This is a genomic window from Streptomyces sp. NPDC048671, assembly GCF_055587045.1.
The window spans coordinates 258,664-273,690 of the sequence record NZ_JBVJHB010000007.1 but is presented as its reverse complement, the minus strand read 5'-3'; the positions used below and the strand labels follow the sequence as shown (position 1 = coordinate 273,690).

The following is a 15,027-nucleotide window of genomic DNA, read 5'->3' as shown; positions in this document are numbered from 1 at the left end:
CGTGGCCACAACTTGAACACAAGTAAAGGGACAGTAAACGAAATGCATTGATTGAGTAAATACTGTTGAATGTGCAACCCCCTCGGTTACGCTCATGATCGAACAGGCTCGCTCCGATTGTCCTTGCAGACAATTCGGCGTGAGGGGAATCCATCCTGACCCGGCACCACCGGGTCAGCTCCCCGAACGCCGTTGTTTTGTTTCCCAACAACTTTCCGGAACTTCCCGCGTCTCCCCTCTCCACTGCACGGTTATACCTTTGGATCATTCGTGAATGAATTCACACTCCATTTGCCTTCACGAAATCCAGATACCCTAGAGTTGAAGCCCACCGACCTGCGGGCACAAGGGGGGAGCAGCGAATGCCGGCAGCCAGAGGGCCCCACTCGCTCGGGGAGTTCACACCGCAGGACCGCGGCGCGTCGACGCACCGGTTCACCGAGGACGAGGGCCGGTTCGAGCGCGAGGACGTCGCCGCGGGTCTGAGCCTGAGTCCTGAGCAGTCGATCGGCGCGGAGCGGGTACTGCGCCTCCTGGGCCTGATCCGGTCGGCTGCCGCCGCGGGCGAACTCATCGCCCCGGTGGACGCGGAGGAGGCGGGGGCGATGCTGGCACGGGCGCTCGGAGCGCAACTGCGCGAGCGTCAGCTGCATGAACGTCACACGGACGGCGCCCGTGACGGCGCGGAGAACCGGCCGGACCAGGAGGCTCCGCCCTCCGCCGCCCCTCCCCCGACGTGCGACCCCGCCGACGCCGCGGCCTTCCACGCGCTGATCGACGAGATGAGCGCCCGCTGCCGGGAGGAACTCCTCCTCGTCCTGCCCAGTGGCGCCCGCCCCTGCCAGGCCTTCCCGGCCGCCCGGAACATCACCCTGGACCTGCTGGCCCGCGGGGTCCGGGCCCGGCTGATCTACCAGCACGCCATCCGCGGCGACCTGGTCACCCGGTCCCTGGTGCGGGAGCTCACCCAGCACGGGGCCGAGGTCAGGACCAGCGCCGAACTGATCGATCCGCTCGTCGCCTTCGACCGCGAGACGGTCGTCCTGCCCCACTCCCCGGGCTCCCCCCGGGGGGCCGGCGTGACATCGGCGGCCGCGGTGCGGGACCCGGCCGTGGTCGCGTTCGCCTGCGCCGCTTTCGAGAACCTCTGGAACACGGCAAGCCCGCTCATTCCCGACACGAAGAGCACCACACACACAATCGATGACCTCAAGAAATCGATAGTGCGCCTTCTGGCAATGGGCCACAAGGACGAAATGGTGGCACGCCGGCTCGGCATATCGGTCCGCACATGCCGTCGCCATATCGCGGAAATAATGGATGAACAGGGAGCTCTCAGCCGCTTTCAGGCGGGTGTTCATCTGACCCGGGCGGGCCTGGTCGACGAACCCTTTCCGCCGAACCCGACAGCCGCGCCGGGGAAAAAGCCCGGCCGGCCGGGTAATCCCGAGGCCGCGGAAGGGCCCCCGCATTCGACATACCCGCCCGGAACATCACCCATGTAACGAACCGGACCGTTACGTACGTACCGAATACGTGCGGAAAAAGTACCGTTCCACACCGCCCCGCACCACTCGCCCACGACGACGTCGGCTCCCGGGACCACCGTGTGGTCCCGGGAGCCGACGTCACTCAGGCGGCGGTCAGCGCTGCTTGACGGCGCTCAGGGCTACTTGATCCACTCCGACCAGTCCATGTTCCAGCCGTTGAGGCCGTTGTCCGGCTGGATCGTCTTGTCGTGGGAGTTCTTCACGACCACGACGTCGCCGATGAGCGAGTTGTTGAAGAACCAGGCCGCCGGGGTGCCCGGGTCACCGCCGCCGCGGGCGTCCATCATGCCGACGCAGCCGTGGCTGGTGTTGGAGGAGCCGAAGACACCCGAACCGCCCCAGTAGTTGCCGTGGATGAAGGTGCCCGACGTGGACAGCCGCATCGCGTGCGGCACGTCCTTGATGTCGTACTCACCGCCGAAGCCGACGGTGTCACCGTTCATCCGGGTCACCCGGAGCTTCTCGCTGATGACCATCCGGCCGTTGTACGTGGTGGTGGCCGGGGCGCCCGCGGAGATCGCGATGTCCTTGACCTGCTTGCCGTCGCGGACGACCTTCATCCGGTGCGAGTTCGCGTCCACGGTGCTGATCTGCCGGCGGCCGATGGTGAACGACACCGTCTTGGTCTGCTTGCCGTAGACCCCCGGGCGTCCCTCGACACCGTCGAGGTCGAGCTTCACGGTCACCTTGGTGCCCGCGGCCCAGTAGTCCTCCGGCCGGAAGTCCAGGCGGTCGTTGCCGAACCAGTGGCCCTCGATCTCGACGGCCGGCTCGGCCGTCACCTTCACGGCCTTCTCGACGGCCTCCGGGTCGGTGATGCCACGGGTGAACTGGATCGAGACGGGCATGCCGACGCCGACCGTGGAACCGTCCTCCGGGGTGTACTGCCCGATGAAGGTGTTCTGCGGGACCAGCGTGGTGAAGGTGGTGTCCTTCGCCGACTCACGGCCCTTCGCGTCCTTCGCCACCGCGTGGACCTTGTACTTGGTCGCGGAGGCCAGATGCCGTTCCGGCTCCCAGCTCGCGCCGTCCGCCGCGATCTTCCCCTCGACCTCGGCGCCCTTGGCGTCGGAGACCTTGACGGTGGAGAGCTTGCCCTGTTCGGCCGAGATCTTCAGCGCCCCGCTGGTGGCGACGGAGTCGGCACCGTCCTTCGGGGCGACCTTCACCACCGCCTGGGAGGCGCTGGTGTCGTCGGTCTTCGCCCCGCCCTTGCCGCCGCCCTTGCTCCCGCCCGCGGTGTCCTCACCGCCGCACGCCGTCACCAGCAGCAACAGTGCGCCCAGCACCAGAGCCAGCAGCCCGGTGGCCCCACGTCCACGCCGCCCGCTGTTCGCTCCGGCCGATGTTCCCGATATCGGCTGCCCGTTCAATGTGGTCGTCTCCCCTCGCACGGCCTGGCCCCGCCAAGGCCCTGGGAGCTCGTGGGCTCCCGCCCCCGCGCGCTGCATATGCGCGCTCAGCGAAAGATAATCACACCGGCTGCGGACAGATCTCCCCCGGAGTGTCACCGTTCCGTCCCAACTCGTTCAGGCATTCGCCTGGTCGCGGGCGGTACCGGCGCTGTGGGCGGACGCGACGGACGGCGCGGCCGCACCGGCCGCGCCGTCCGGACGGCTCCGGGGCGGAGCCGAGATGTGCGGGGGAGAGCCGAGGCGGGTCAGCGCACGGCGGAACCCGCCTTCCACTGGGTCCAGTTCAGATTCCAGCCGCTCAGCCCGTTGTCCGGGGCGACCTTCTTGTCCTTGGAGTTGACGACCTCGACGACGTCCCCGATGAGCGTCCGGTCGAAGAACCAGCCCGCCGGGGTGGACCCGCTGCCGCCCTGCTCGTCGCGGAGCCCGATGCAGCCGTGGCTGACGTTGGTCGAGCCGAAGATGTCGTCGTCGGACCAGTAGTTGCCGTGCAGGAAGGTGCCGGACTCGGTGAGCCGGATGGCGTGCGGTACGTCCTTGATGTCGTACTCGCCGCCGAAGCCGACGGTCCGCCCGTCCATCCGGGTCACCTCGTGCATCTCGCTGACCACCATCTTGCCGTTGTACGTGGTCGTCGTCGGGGAGCCCGCCGTGATCGGGACCGTGGAGACGAGCTGCCCGTCCCGGCGCACCTCCATGGTGTGCGCGGCCGAGTCCACCCGGGAGACCTGCTCCCGGCCCACCGTGAACCTGACGGTCTTGTGCTGGGTGCCGTACACCTGCGGCGCCCCCTCCACATCGCGCAGCGCCACCTCGACGGTGACCTCGGTGCCCGGCTCCCAGTAGGCGGCCGGGCGGAAGTCCAGCCGGTCGGCGCCGAACCAGTGCCCGGCCACCTCGGCCGGCGGATCACTGGTCACCCGGATGGCCCGCTGCACGGCCGCCCGGTGGGTGATCGGACGGTTGAACTCGAAGGAGACGATCATGCCGGTGCCGACCGTCGACCGGTTCTCCGGTTTGAAGTAGCCGATGAAGCGGTGTTCGGGCACCACCGTGGTGAAGGTGGTGTGGCGGGCCGAGCGGTGCCCCGCGCCGTCCAGGGCCACCGCGTCGACGCTGTACTTGGCGGCGAGCCCGAGCCGGCCCGCCGCTCCCTGCGGCGTCCACGAGAGGCCGTCCTTCGCGATCAGGCCCCTCACCTCCTGCTCCCGCGCGTCCTCGATCCGGGTCACCTTGACGCTCTCCAGCCGCCCGTCCGGGACCTTCACCTCGACCTTGCTGTCAGGTTTCACACCTTCGGCCCTGTCCTGCGGGGTGATCCGGATCGCCTCCTGCGGCGACCGGGACTTCCCGCCGATGATCGAGCCCGCGCCCGAACAGCCGGTCAGAACGGCCAGTAGGGCCAGTACGGCGAGCAGTCCCGGCCGTGTCAGCACGGTGACCTGGCTCGCGCATGCCTTCTTCGCTACGTGGTTCACGTCCCCCCAACGACCGGGGCCGCTCGGGGGAAACGTGAGCGCGGGCCCACTCGTGGGCAGAACAGAGGGGAGACCACACTCGGGGAGCCGCGGCCGGGACGCCGCGCGCTCCCTTTCGGTGCGGGTCCCCCACGAGCCGCGGGAGGCGAGCAGGTGTCGAGCGCAGCCGAGCAGGAGGCAGTGCCGAGGACGTTTCCGGGACCGTCCGGACAGGCGGGGGAACGGCCGGCCACCGCTCCGGCCGGCCCCGGACAGGTCTCCGCCGTCGGGCCCGGACAGCGGCCGCCCGCCGTGTGGCCCGGTACGCCGATGCCGCTCGGAGCCCGCTTCCGGGTGGGGCCCGACGGGGTCGCGGGCACCAACTTCGCGCTCTGGGCGGGCGGGGCCGAGGCCGTGGAGCTGTGCCTCTTCGAGGCGGACGGCACCGAGACCCGGCTGCCGCTCACCGAGCTGACCCACGAGATCTGGCACGGTTTCGTGCCCGGCGCGGGGGCCGGTCAGCGCTACGGCTACCGGGTGCACGGCCGCTGGGACCCGTGGACGGGCGCCCGCTGGAACGCGGCGAAGCTGCTCCTCGACCCGTACGCCCGTGCGGTGGACGGTTCCTTCACCCTTCCGGCCGAGGTGTACGGCCATGTGAGGGACTGGCCCCAGCAGCAGATCGCCGACACCGTGCGCGACGACCGGGACTCGGCCCCGTACGTCCCCAAGGGCGTGGTGGTCCATGATGACGACGACTGGGCCGAGGACCGGCGGCCCAAGACCCCCTGGGCCGACTCCGTCATCTACGAACTGCACGTCCGCGGCTTCACCAAGCTCCACCCGGGCATCCCCGAGGAGCTGCGGGGCACCTACGCCGGACTCGCGCACCCCGCGGCCATCGGCCATCTCAAGCGCCTCGGGGTGACGGCCGTGGAGCTGCTGCCGGTGCATCAGTTCGCCCACGAGGACCATCTGCTCCGGCGCGGGCTGCACAACTACTGGGGCTACAACTCGATCGGCTACTTCGCCCCGCACGCCGGCTACTCGGCGAGCGGCACCGCGGGCCAGCAGGTCGGCGAGTTCAAGCGGATGGTCCGCGCGATGCACGACGCCGGGATCGAGGTGATCCTCGACGTGGTCTACAACCACACGGCGGAGGCGGGCGAGCTCGGCCCGACGCTGTCCCTGCGCGGCATCGACAACCGCGGCTACTACCGGCTCCAGTCGGACGCCCGCAGATACGCGGACTACACCGGGTGCGGAAACACCCTGCACGTGGTGCAGCCGAACGTCCTGCGGCTGATCACCGACTCCCTGCGGTACTGGGTCACCGAGATGGGCGTCGACGGCTTCCGCTTCGACCTGGCCGCGGCGCTCGCCCGCTCGATGCACGACGTCGACATGCTCTCCCCGTTCCTCGCGGTGATCGCCCAGGACCCGGTACTGCGCCGGGTGAAACTGATCGCGGAGCCGTGGGACGTCGGCAGCGGCGGCTACCAGGTCGGCGCCTTCCCGCCCCTGTGGACGGAGTGGAACGACCGCTACCGGGACGCCGTACGGGACTTCTGGCGCGGCGCGCTGCCCGACGTACGCGATCTCGGCTACCGGCTGACCGGATCGAGCGATCTGTACGCGTGGGGCGGCCGCCGCCCGTACGCCTCGGTCAACTTCATCACCGCGCACGACGGCTTCACCCTGCGCGACCTGGTGAGCTACGAGCAGAAGCACAACGAGGCCAACGGCGAGGGCAACCGCGACGGCACCGGCGACAACCGGTCCTGGAACTGCGGCGCCGAGGGCGAGACCGACGACGCCGGCGTCAACGCGCTGCGCCGCCGCCAGCTGCGCAACCTGCTCACCACCCTGCTGCTGTCGACCGGGGTGCCGATGCTCGTCGCGGGCGACGAGATGGGCCGCACCCAGGGCGGCAACAACAACGCGTACTGCCAGGACAACGAGGTCGGCTGGCTGGACTGGTCACTCCTCGAACAGCCGCGGTGGCGGGAGCTGACCGAGCTGACGGCCCGGGTGCTGACCCTGCGCCACACCCATCCGGTGCTGCGCCGCCGGGCGTTCTTCTCCGGCCGGGCGCAGGCCCCGGACGGGCTGCGGGACCTGGCGTGGTTCACCCGGCAGGGGGCCGAGATGACGGAGGAGGACTGGTACGCGCCGGCCGCGACGGTCGGGCTCTACCTCTCCGGCCGCGATATCCCGGGCCGGGACGCCCGGGGCGAGCCGGTGACCGACGAGAGCTTCCTGGCCGTGCTGCACGCCGGTGACCGCCCGGCGGACTTCCGGCTGCCGGGACCTCCGTGGGCGCAGGCGTACGAACTGGTCCTGGACACCGCACGGGAGGACCAGTCCACCGCACCGGGCACGGTCCACCGGGGCGGCACGGGCCTCACGGTGCCCGCGAGATCGGTGCTGCTGCTGCGGGTACGGGAGTGAGCCCGGCCGCTCAGCCCAGGATGCCGCGGTCGTAGGCCACGGCGACGGCGGCCGCGCGGTCCTTGGCACCCAGCTTGGCGAAGGCATGGGCGAGATGGGTCTTCACCGTGGCCTCGCTGATGAACAGCACGGCGGCGATCTCCCGGTTCGAGTTCCCCTTGGCGACGAGTGCGAGCACTTCGCGCTCACGCGCGGAGAGCGTCTCGCCGCCGGTCCTGGCGGGTGCGCGCACCCGTGAGACGAGGCGGGAGGCGATGGCGGGCGACAGTACGGTCCGGCCGTCGGCGGCGGCGCGCACCGCGGTGAACAGGTCCTCGCGCGGGGCGTCCTTGAGCAGGTATCCGGTCGCACCGGCCTCGATCGCGGGCAGGGTGTCGGAGTCGGTGTCGTACGTGGTGAGGACCAGGACCCTGGAACGGGCGCCGCGCCGGGTCAGTTCGGTGATCGCCGCGACTCCGCCGCCGCCGGGCATCCGGAGGTCCATCAGGACGACGTCGGGATCGAGCCGGAAGGCCATCTCGACGCCCTCGACACCGTCCGCCGCCTCGCCGAGCACCCGGAACTCCGCCGCCGAGTCGAACATCCCCCGCAGCCCGTTCCGTACGACGGGGTGGTCGTCGACGACGATCAGCGTGATGACGCGTGCGGGTTCCTCAGCCATAGCGGCCCACCGTACTGTGCCCGCGGCGGCGCCGTCCCGGAGGTCACCCGACAGCCTCTCGGTCCTGGCGCACCAGCGGGACCCGGGCGCAGACCGCGGTGCCGAGGCCGGGCCCTGTCTCCACCTCGACCGTGCCCGCGATGCGTTCGGCGCGGGCCCGCATGCCGCCGAGCCCGAATCCGCCGGCGCCCCGGTACGGCGGCAGCGCGGCGGGGTCGAAGCCGCGGCCGTCGTCCCGCACGTCGAGGGTGATCTCGTCGCCCATGTAGGACAGGGTGACGCCGGCCCGGGACGCGGCGGCATGGCGGCCGGCGTTGGCGAGCGCCTCCTCGGCGATCCGGAGGAGGGTGGCGCCGACCTCGTCGTGCAGCGGCTCGGCCGTGCCGGTGACGGTGAACTCGGCGCGGACGCCGGTCCGTTCCGACCAGGTGGTGACCGTCTTCTTGAGTGCGCCAGGGAGGTCGTCGTGCTCCAGCGCGGCCGGCAGCAGATTGTGCACCGAGCGGCGTGCCTCGCCCAGGCTGTGCCGGGCGAGGGCGGTGGCCCGGACCAGGTGTTCCCCGGCCAGCTCCGGATCGGTGGCGGCCGCGGACGTCACGGCCTGGAGCTGGGCGATGATGCCGGTCAGCCCCTGGGCGATGGTGTCGTGGATCTCGGCGGCCATCCGCCTGCGCTCGTCGGCCACGCCGGCCTCGCGGGCCTGGACGAGGAGTTGGGCGTGCAGTCCGGCGTTCTCCGCCATGGCCTGTTCGAGCCGGGCGTTGGCGGACTCCAGTTCGGTGATGGTGTCGACCTGGGTACGGGCCTGATCGGCCTCCCGGTTGCTGATCTGCGCGAAGACCATGGTGAGGGTGCCGTGCAGGGTGAGGAGGATGGCGAAGGTGATCCAGTTCATGAGGCTGACCGGCGGCAGGCCGCTGCCGGACTGCGAACCCGCCATGATGACGGCGGTGGCCAGCATCCCGGCCCGCATGGCCCGTCGCGGAAGCAGCCGGCCCGCGTCGAAGTAGCCGAGCACGGCGAACATGGAGAAGAACGGGTTGCACCAGGTCAGCGCGGAGGCGAGAAGCGTGCGGGCGACGAAGTAGAACAGCGCCGCCCGTGACCCCGGCCCGGAGGGGTCGCGGCCCCGCCAGAGCTGGAGGACGAGCGCCACCGGAACGAGGACCGCGACCGTGTACATGTCCGCCCGGGACATGATGAGCTCGCCGGTCACGGCCGAGACCGCGGTGGCCAGGCCGAGCAGTCCGTACGGTCCGTACCGGAAGAACCGCTCCCACCACTGCTCGGCCGTCGCCACCCGGATCACGGCCGCTCGCTCCCCCGCGCTCATGACTGAAGTGTCCCCCGCACGCGTGGCGGAAGTCCCCCCGTTCCCATGGCCGAGCGCTCCCCCGCACTCATGCCCGAAGTCTCTCTCCCCCGGATCGCCTACTCCCACCGGAAGTTGCGGATCGCGACCCCCGCCGCCAGTACCGTCCACAGCGCGACCACACCGAGGTACGCCCAGCTCGGCCAGTCTCCGGAGGCCGCCCGGTCCAGCGCCTGGGAGGCCGCGCCGAACGGGGTGGCCTGGACGATACGGCGGACGGTGCCGGGCATGGCCTGCACCGGCACCCAGACGCCCGCGGTGAACATCATCACGAAGAAGACGACCGAGCCGAGGGCGGACGAGATCCTGGTGGTGCGGGAGACCGCGCAGACCAGCGCGCCCAGCGCCAGCACACAGGCCACGGCGAGCAGCAGCGCCAGCAGATAGCCGAAGGGCTGTCCGGGCAGCCGCACCCCGAAGGCGATCCGGCCCACCGCCATCACCAGCAGGGCGGAGCCGAGTGCCGCGGCGCCGTGCAGGACGATCTGCGCACCGAGGAGGGCGGAGGGCCGCACGGGGGTTGTGGACATGCGGCGCAGGATGCCGCGCTCGCGGTAGCCGGTCAGTACGGGCGGCATGGCCTGGAGCCCGGCCATGATCATGGCGAGCAGCACCGCCACGGGGACGTACAGGTCGATGACGCGCCGGCCGCCGAGTCCGTCGTCGTGCTCCCGGAAGGACGGGATCAGTCCCAGGATCGTCGTCAGCACGGTCGGGAAGACGAGGATCCAGAACAGGCTGCCGGGTTCGCGCAGGAAGAGCCTGGTCTCTGACCTGAGGACCGCGAGGGAGGCGCCTGTCGGGGCGGTGCGCGGCACGTGGCCGGTGCCGGTGTTCGCTGTGGCCATCTCAGACTGCCCGTTCTGTGAGTCCGTGCCGCTCGGCGGGTCCGGGGTGCTCGGTGAGGTCTTCCGGGTGTTCGGCTAGGTCTCCGGGGTGTTCGGTGAGGTCTCCCCGGTGTTCGGTGAGGTCGAGGAACGCGTCGTCCAGGGTGGCCTCGGCGACGCGCAGCCGGTGCGCGGTGATCCGGAGCCTGGCCAGCAGCGAGATCACGGCGTTGACGGTCTCGTCGGTGCCGTTGATGACGATGCGGCCGTTGCGGCTCTCGCACGAGGCCGCACCGGGCAGCCGCGCCAGTTCGGCGTCGTCGAGCGGCCGCGAGGGCGTGAAGGAGATGACCGTGGAGCTGCCGGCCTCGGCGATCAGCCCGGACGGGGTGTCGAGGGCGACGACCCTGCCCTTGTCGATCACCGCGATCCGGTCGCAGAGCCGTTGGGCCTCCTCCATGAAGTGCGTGACGAGCAGGACCGTGACGCCGCTCGCCCGTATCTCCTCGATCAGTTGCCAGGTGTCGCGCCGGGCGCGCGGGTCGAGCCCGGTGGTCAGCTCGTCCAGGACCACGACCCGGGGGTTGCCGACGAGCGCGAGCGCGATGGACAGCCGCTGCTTCTGACCGCCGGAGAGCCGGCCGAACCGGGTGGTGAGCTTGGTGTGCAGGCCCAGGCGTTCGGCGAGCGGCCGCCAGTCGGCGGGGTCCGGGTAGAACGCGCTGTACAGGTCGAGCGCCTCGCCCACCGTGATCTTGGGCTGGAGTTCGCTCTCCTGGAGCTGGGCGCCGAGCAGCAGCGTCACCCGGTCGTGGTCGGCTACGGGGTCGAGCCCGGCGACCCGCACCGTACCGGAGTCGGGGACCCGCAGTCCCTCGACGCATTCGACGGTGGTGGTCTTGCCCGCACCGTTGGGACCGAGAATCCCGAAGATCTCCCCCTCGTCGACGGAGAAGCTCACCCCGTCGACCGCGGGGCGTCCGGCGTAGGCCTTGTGCACCCCGTCCACTTCGATGATTGCCATGTCCACGAGCATCCAGGCCCCGGCCCGCACGCGGTATCCGCCATCGCGCTCGAACCGGCATCAGCCGATCGGCTGATGCCGGCTGCGACCGCCGTACGCCCCGTCGGGTACCGGCGCGCCAGGCCGGTTCCGGACGGGAAAAGCAGATGAGCGATGTCAGTGGTGAACCGTAGGCTCGCCCCTGATGCCCGAAGAACATGCAGAGCCCAAGGACCGGTCCGTCGCACGCTCCCTGATGCGGCTGTGGCCGTACGTGAAGCCGGTACGGGCGCGGCTGTCCGGCGCGGTCGTGATCGCGGTCGTCGCCTCGTGCCTCGGCCTGATGATCCCGCTGGTGCTGAAGTGGATGGTCGACGGCCCGGTGGCCGGCCGGGACCCCGGCGGCGTCTGGCTCGGGGCGCTGTATCTGCTGCTGCTGGGGATAGCGGAGGCGTTTCTCTTCGGCCTCCGGCGCTGGATGGTGGCGCGCCCGCTGGCCGCCGTCGAGGCATCGATGCGGGCCGCCCTCTACCGGCATCTGCAACGCCTGCCGGTCGCCTTCCACGACCGCTGGCCGTCGGGCCAGTTGCTGTCGCGGGGCACGACCGACCTGATGCTGGTGCGGATGTTCCTGGCCTTCCCGCTGACCTATCTGGTGGTCAACTCCACCACGATCGTGGTCGGTTTCGTGATCCTGCTCGGCCAGGAGTGGACGCTCGGCCTGGTGCTCCTCGTCCCCGTCGTGCCGCTGATGATCCTCTGCTCGGTCTTCGAGGCGAAGTACTCGCTGGTGGCACGCAGGGCCCAGGACCAGGTCGGCGATCTGACGACGGTGGTCGAGGAGAGCGTGCTCGGCATCCGAATCGTCAAGGGCTTCGGCCGGCACCGCAGCCAGGCCCTCGCGTTCCGCGCCCTCGCGCAGCGGCTGCGGACCACGGAGCTGGACAAGGCGCGGCTGCTCGCGGGCATCTGGGCCCTCATCACGACGATCCCCGAACTCGCCATCGGGGCGGCGCTGGTGCTCGGCACGATCGAGGTCGCGGACGGCGGACTGTCCGCGGGCACCCTGGTCGCCTTCCTCTCCACGGCGCTGGCGCTGCGCTGGCCGGTCGAGTCGATCGGCTTCCTGCTGGCGATCAGCCAGGAGTCGGCGACGGCGACCGAGCGGTTCTTCGAGGTGATGGACGTGGCCGAGGAGGAGGAGACGGCGACGGACCGGCCGGCGGCCGGGAGCCCGTCCGGTGGATCCGCCGAGGCCGCCTCCGGGACAGGCGGCATGGTCTTCGAGGGGGTCCGGTTCCGCTACCCGGACGCGGCGGAGGGCTCCGCTCCCGTGCTGGCCCGGATCGATCTGCGGATCCGTCCCGGCGAGACGATGGCCCTGGTCGGGGCCACGGGCTGTGGCAAGACCACGCTCACCGCGCTCGTTCCCCGGCTGCACGAGGCCACTTCGGGGCGGATCACCCTGGACGGCGAGGACATCACCGCGATGCCGCGCGAGCGGCTGCGGGAGCTGGTGTCCGTGGCGTTCGAGGAGCCGACGCTCTTCTCCGCGAGCGTCGGGGAGAACGTGCTGATGGGCGCCGAGGGCGCCGACGAGGACGAGTTGCGGCGCGCCCTCTCGGTCGCGCAGGCCGACTTCGTCCACGACCTGCCGCACGGGATCGACACCCAGGTCGGCGAACAGGGGCTGAGCCTCTCCGGCGGTCAGCGGCAGCGTCTCGCGCTGGCCCGCGCCGTCGTCGGCCGGCCGCGCTTCCTGGTGCTCGACGACCCGCTCTCCGCGCTGGACGTGCACACCGAGACGCTGGTCGAGGCCGCGCTGCGCAGCGTGCTGCGGGACACCACGGCGGTGGTGGTGGCCCACCGGCCGTCCACCGTGATGCTCGCGGACCGGGTGGCGCTCCTGTCGGAGGGCCGGATCAGCGCGGTCGGCACCCACCAGGAACTGCTGCGCGGCAACGCCGAGTACGCCTGGCTGATGTCCGGCGCGGAAAGCCCGGCCGGCGAGGACGCATACCCCGAAGGCCCCGGACCGACCGACGACACCCTGGGCGCGAACGCCCCTGCCGAGGAGGGCAGCAGCCGATGACCAGCACCACGACGGGGCGACCCACGGAACCGGGCGGCGACGGCGGGGACGGCGGCGACGAGAAGACCGCGCCGGGCCCCGGCCCCCAGGACCCGGCGCACACCCCTGCACCCCGGGACTCCTTCGACCGCGACGACCTGCCCACTCCCCGTCGCGCGACGCGCGATCTGCTCGTCTCGCTGCTGCGCCCGCACCGCGGCCGGGTCGTGGTGGCCGCGCTGTTCCTGCTGGTCCAGCAGATAGCGGTGCAGGCAGGTCCGCTGCTCGTCGCGTACGCCATCGACAGCGGGGTGCCCGCGTTCCGGGACAAGGACTACGGGCCGCTGATCGCCGTGGGCGTCGGCTACGCCCTGTGCTCCGTCGGCGCGGGAGCCATGCAGTACGCCTTCATCCGGGCCTCGGCGGGGGTCAACCAGGACGCCCTGCTCGATCTGCGCGGCCGGATCTTCCGTCATGCCCAGGCCCTGAGCGTGGACTTCCACGAGCGGTACACCTCGGGCCGGCTGATCTCCCGCTCCACCACCGATGTGGAGTCGCTGCGGGAGCTGCTCAGCGAGGGGTTGCAGGAGCTGATCGGGGTCGTCCTCTCCTTCGTCTCCATCTCCCTGGTGCTGCTCTGGCTGGACTTCGCGACGGGCGCCGTCGCCGTGCTCTCCTTCGCCCCGCTGTATCTGCTGGTACGGCAGTACCAGCGCCGGGCCGGAGCCATCTTCGCCGCCCGGTCGACGGCGATCGCCGCGGTCATCGTGAAGTTCGCGGAGACGATGAACGGCATCCGCCCCGTCCAGGCGTTCCGCCGGGAGGCGGTCAACGACGCGGCCTTCCGGAAGCTGAACCACGAGCACCGGCGCACGAACGGCGACGCGATGATCGAGAACGCGCGTTACGTCGCCGGGTCCCGGCTGATCGCCAACACCGCGGTGGCCGCAATCGTGCTGTGGGGCGCCTACCGCGTCGCCTCGGACACCCTCGCCCTCGGGGTGCTGGCCGCGGTGGTGCTGTATCTGCGGCGGCTCTACGACCCGATCGACCGGCTCAGCATGTTCCTCAACTCCTATCAGTCGGCGGCGGCGTCGCTGGAGAAGATCGCGGGTCTGCTGGCCCAGACCCCGACGGTCCCGGAGGCCCTGGAGCCGCGGGAGCTGCCGCCGCTCACGGGCGAGCTGCCGGGCCGCGAGGTGGTCTTCGACGCGGTGAGCTTCGCCTACCGCACGGGTGGTGAGGTGCTGCCCCGCTTCGATCTGACCGTTCCGGCCGGCCAGACGATGGCCGTGGTCGGTTCGACGGGCGCCGGCAAGTCGACGCTCGCCAAGCTGCTGGCCCGCTTCTACGACCCGACCGACGGCCGGGTGCTGCTGGACGGCACCGATCTGCGGGATCTCGCCGTCCCCGAACTGCGGCGCGGGGTGGTGATGGTGACCCAGGAGGCCTTCCTGTTCTCGGGGACCGTCGCCGAGAACATCGCGATCGGCAGCCCGGACGCGAGCCGCGAGGAGATCGAGCGGGCCGCGAAGGCGATCGGCGCCCACGATTTCATCAGCGGTCTGCCCGACGGCTACGACACCGACGTACGCAAGAGGGGCGGCCGGATCTCGGCCGGCCAGCGCCAGCTGGTCGCCTTCGCCCGCGCCCTGCTGGCGAACCCGGCGGTGCTGATCCTCGACGAGGCGACCAGCTCCCTCGACATCCCGGGCGAGCGGGCGGTCCAGCGCGCGATGGACACCGTGCTGCACGGCCGCACCGCGGTGGTGATCGCCCACCGGCTGTCGACCGTGGAGATCGCGGACCGGGTCCTGGTGATGGAGCACGGCCGCATCGTGGAGGACGGCGCCCCGGCCGAACTCATCGGCGGCACGGGCCGGTTCGCGGGCCTGCACCGCGTCTGGCGGGAGAGCCTGGTCTGAGCTGCCGCGGTGCAGGTTCCGCAGTTTCGTGATTCCGCGTGACCATGAACACCGATCGAGCATTCCCGCGGAATCATGAACAGCAATTACGTTCCGTAGTCGTCAGTCGGCATTGGTGCCGTCGCAGGGCGCCCTGGACCACGGCCACCGCAGAGCAACTGATCGATGAGCCCAGCGACTGCTTCACCTCCTGCCGCAGATTCCAGTTCCCGGTGAGGGTGGATCGGAGCGGACCAACGCAGAGCGACCTCGGGCGCGAACCGCACCTGAACACCTTGCTCAGCCCAGGGTCGAC

At 70.9% G+C, this 15,027-nt stretch carries 10 protein-coding genes; 4 read left to right on the top strand and 6 right to left on the bottom strand.

The genetic code is table 11. From position 1 onward, the window contains the following. Positions 1 to 362: 362 nt before the first annotated feature. A complete protein-coding gene (locus ACZ6S6_RS16480; protein WP_469706046.1) occupies positions 363 to 1,505 on the top strand; it encodes a hypothetical protein in 1,143 nt (380 codons plus the stop codon). 164 nt (positions 1,506 to 1,669) lie between these two features. Here ACZ6S6_RS16480 and ACZ6S6_RS16475 read toward each other — a convergent pair whose 3' ends face one another. Together ACZ6S6_RS16475 and ACZ6S6_RS16470 are read right to left on the bottom strand one after the other, a co-directional pair. Continuing rightward, the gene (locus ACZ6S6_RS16475) at positions 1,670 to 2,923 is read right to left on the bottom strand and encodes a L,D-transpeptidase (RefSeq protein ID WP_469706045.1); all 1,254 of its coding nucleotides are present in this window, start codon (positions 2,921 to 2,923) and stop codon (positions 1,670 to 1,672) included. 287 nt (positions 2,924 to 3,210) lie between these two features. Beyond that, entirely contained in the window at positions 3,211 to 4,443 is a 1,233-nt protein-coding gene (locus tag ACZ6S6_RS16470; protein WP_362964827.1) for a L,D-transpeptidase, read from the bottom strand. 153 nt (positions 4,444 to 4,596) lie between these two features. Here ACZ6S6_RS16470 and glgX point away from each other — a divergent pair, with 153 nt between their 5' ends. Then, complete coding sequence (glgX, locus tag ACZ6S6_RS16465) at positions 4,597 to 6,873, top strand: glycogen debranching protein GlgX (protein ID WP_469706044.1); 2,277 nt, start codon at positions 4,597 to 4,599, stop codon at positions 6,871 to 6,873. A gap of 10 nt (positions 6,874 to 6,883) precedes the next feature. On the opposite strand, the gene ACZ6S6_RS16460 is transcribed toward glgX, so the two are convergent. From ACZ6S6_RS16460 to ACZ6S6_RS16445, 4 genes are all read right to left on the bottom strand, one after another. After that, positions 6,884 to 7,534: a response regulator transcription factor gene (locus tag ACZ6S6_RS16460; RefSeq protein ID WP_362964823.1), complete on the bottom strand. Its 651-nt coding sequence runs from the start codon at positions 7,532 to 7,534 to the stop codon at positions 6,884 to 6,886. A 43-nt stretch (positions 7,535 to 7,577) separates the two neighbouring features. Continuing rightward, positions 7,578 to 8,867, bottom strand: coding sequence for a sensor histidine kinase (locus tag ACZ6S6_RS16455; RefSeq protein WP_469706043.1), 1,290 nt, complete (start codon positions 8,865 to 8,867; stop codon positions 7,578 to 7,580). A gap of 98 nt (positions 8,868 to 8,965) precedes the next feature. Next, on the bottom strand, positions 8,966 to 9,754 hold the full coding sequence (locus ACZ6S6_RS16450) for an ABC transporter permease (RefSeq protein WP_469706042.1): 789 nt from the start codon (positions 9,752 to 9,754) through the stop codon (positions 8,966 to 8,968). A 1-nt stretch (position 9,755) separates the two neighbouring features. Beyond that, entirely contained in the window at positions 9,756 to 10,757 is a 1,002-nt protein-coding gene (locus ACZ6S6_RS16445) for an ABC transporter ATP-binding protein (protein WP_362964817.1), read from the bottom strand. A 184-nt stretch (positions 10,758 to 10,941) separates the two neighbouring features. Between ACZ6S6_RS16445 and ACZ6S6_RS16440 the strand changes: the two genes are divergently transcribed. Together ACZ6S6_RS16440 and ACZ6S6_RS16435 are read left to right on the top strand one after the other, a co-directional pair. Next, positions 10,942 to 12,828, top strand: coding sequence for an ABC transporter ATP-binding protein (locus ACZ6S6_RS16440; RefSeq protein WP_469706041.1), 1,887 nt, complete (start codon positions 10,942 to 10,944; stop codon positions 12,826 to 12,828). Beyond that, on the top strand, positions 12,825 to 14,732 hold the full coding sequence (locus ACZ6S6_RS16435; protein ID WP_469706040.1) for an ABC transporter ATP-binding protein: 1,908 nt from the start codon (positions 12,825 to 12,827) through the stop codon (positions 14,730 to 14,732). The genes ACZ6S6_RS16440 and ACZ6S6_RS16435 overlap by 4 nt, the downstream gene beginning before the upstream one ends. Positions 14,733 to 15,027: the final 295 nt, after the last annotated feature.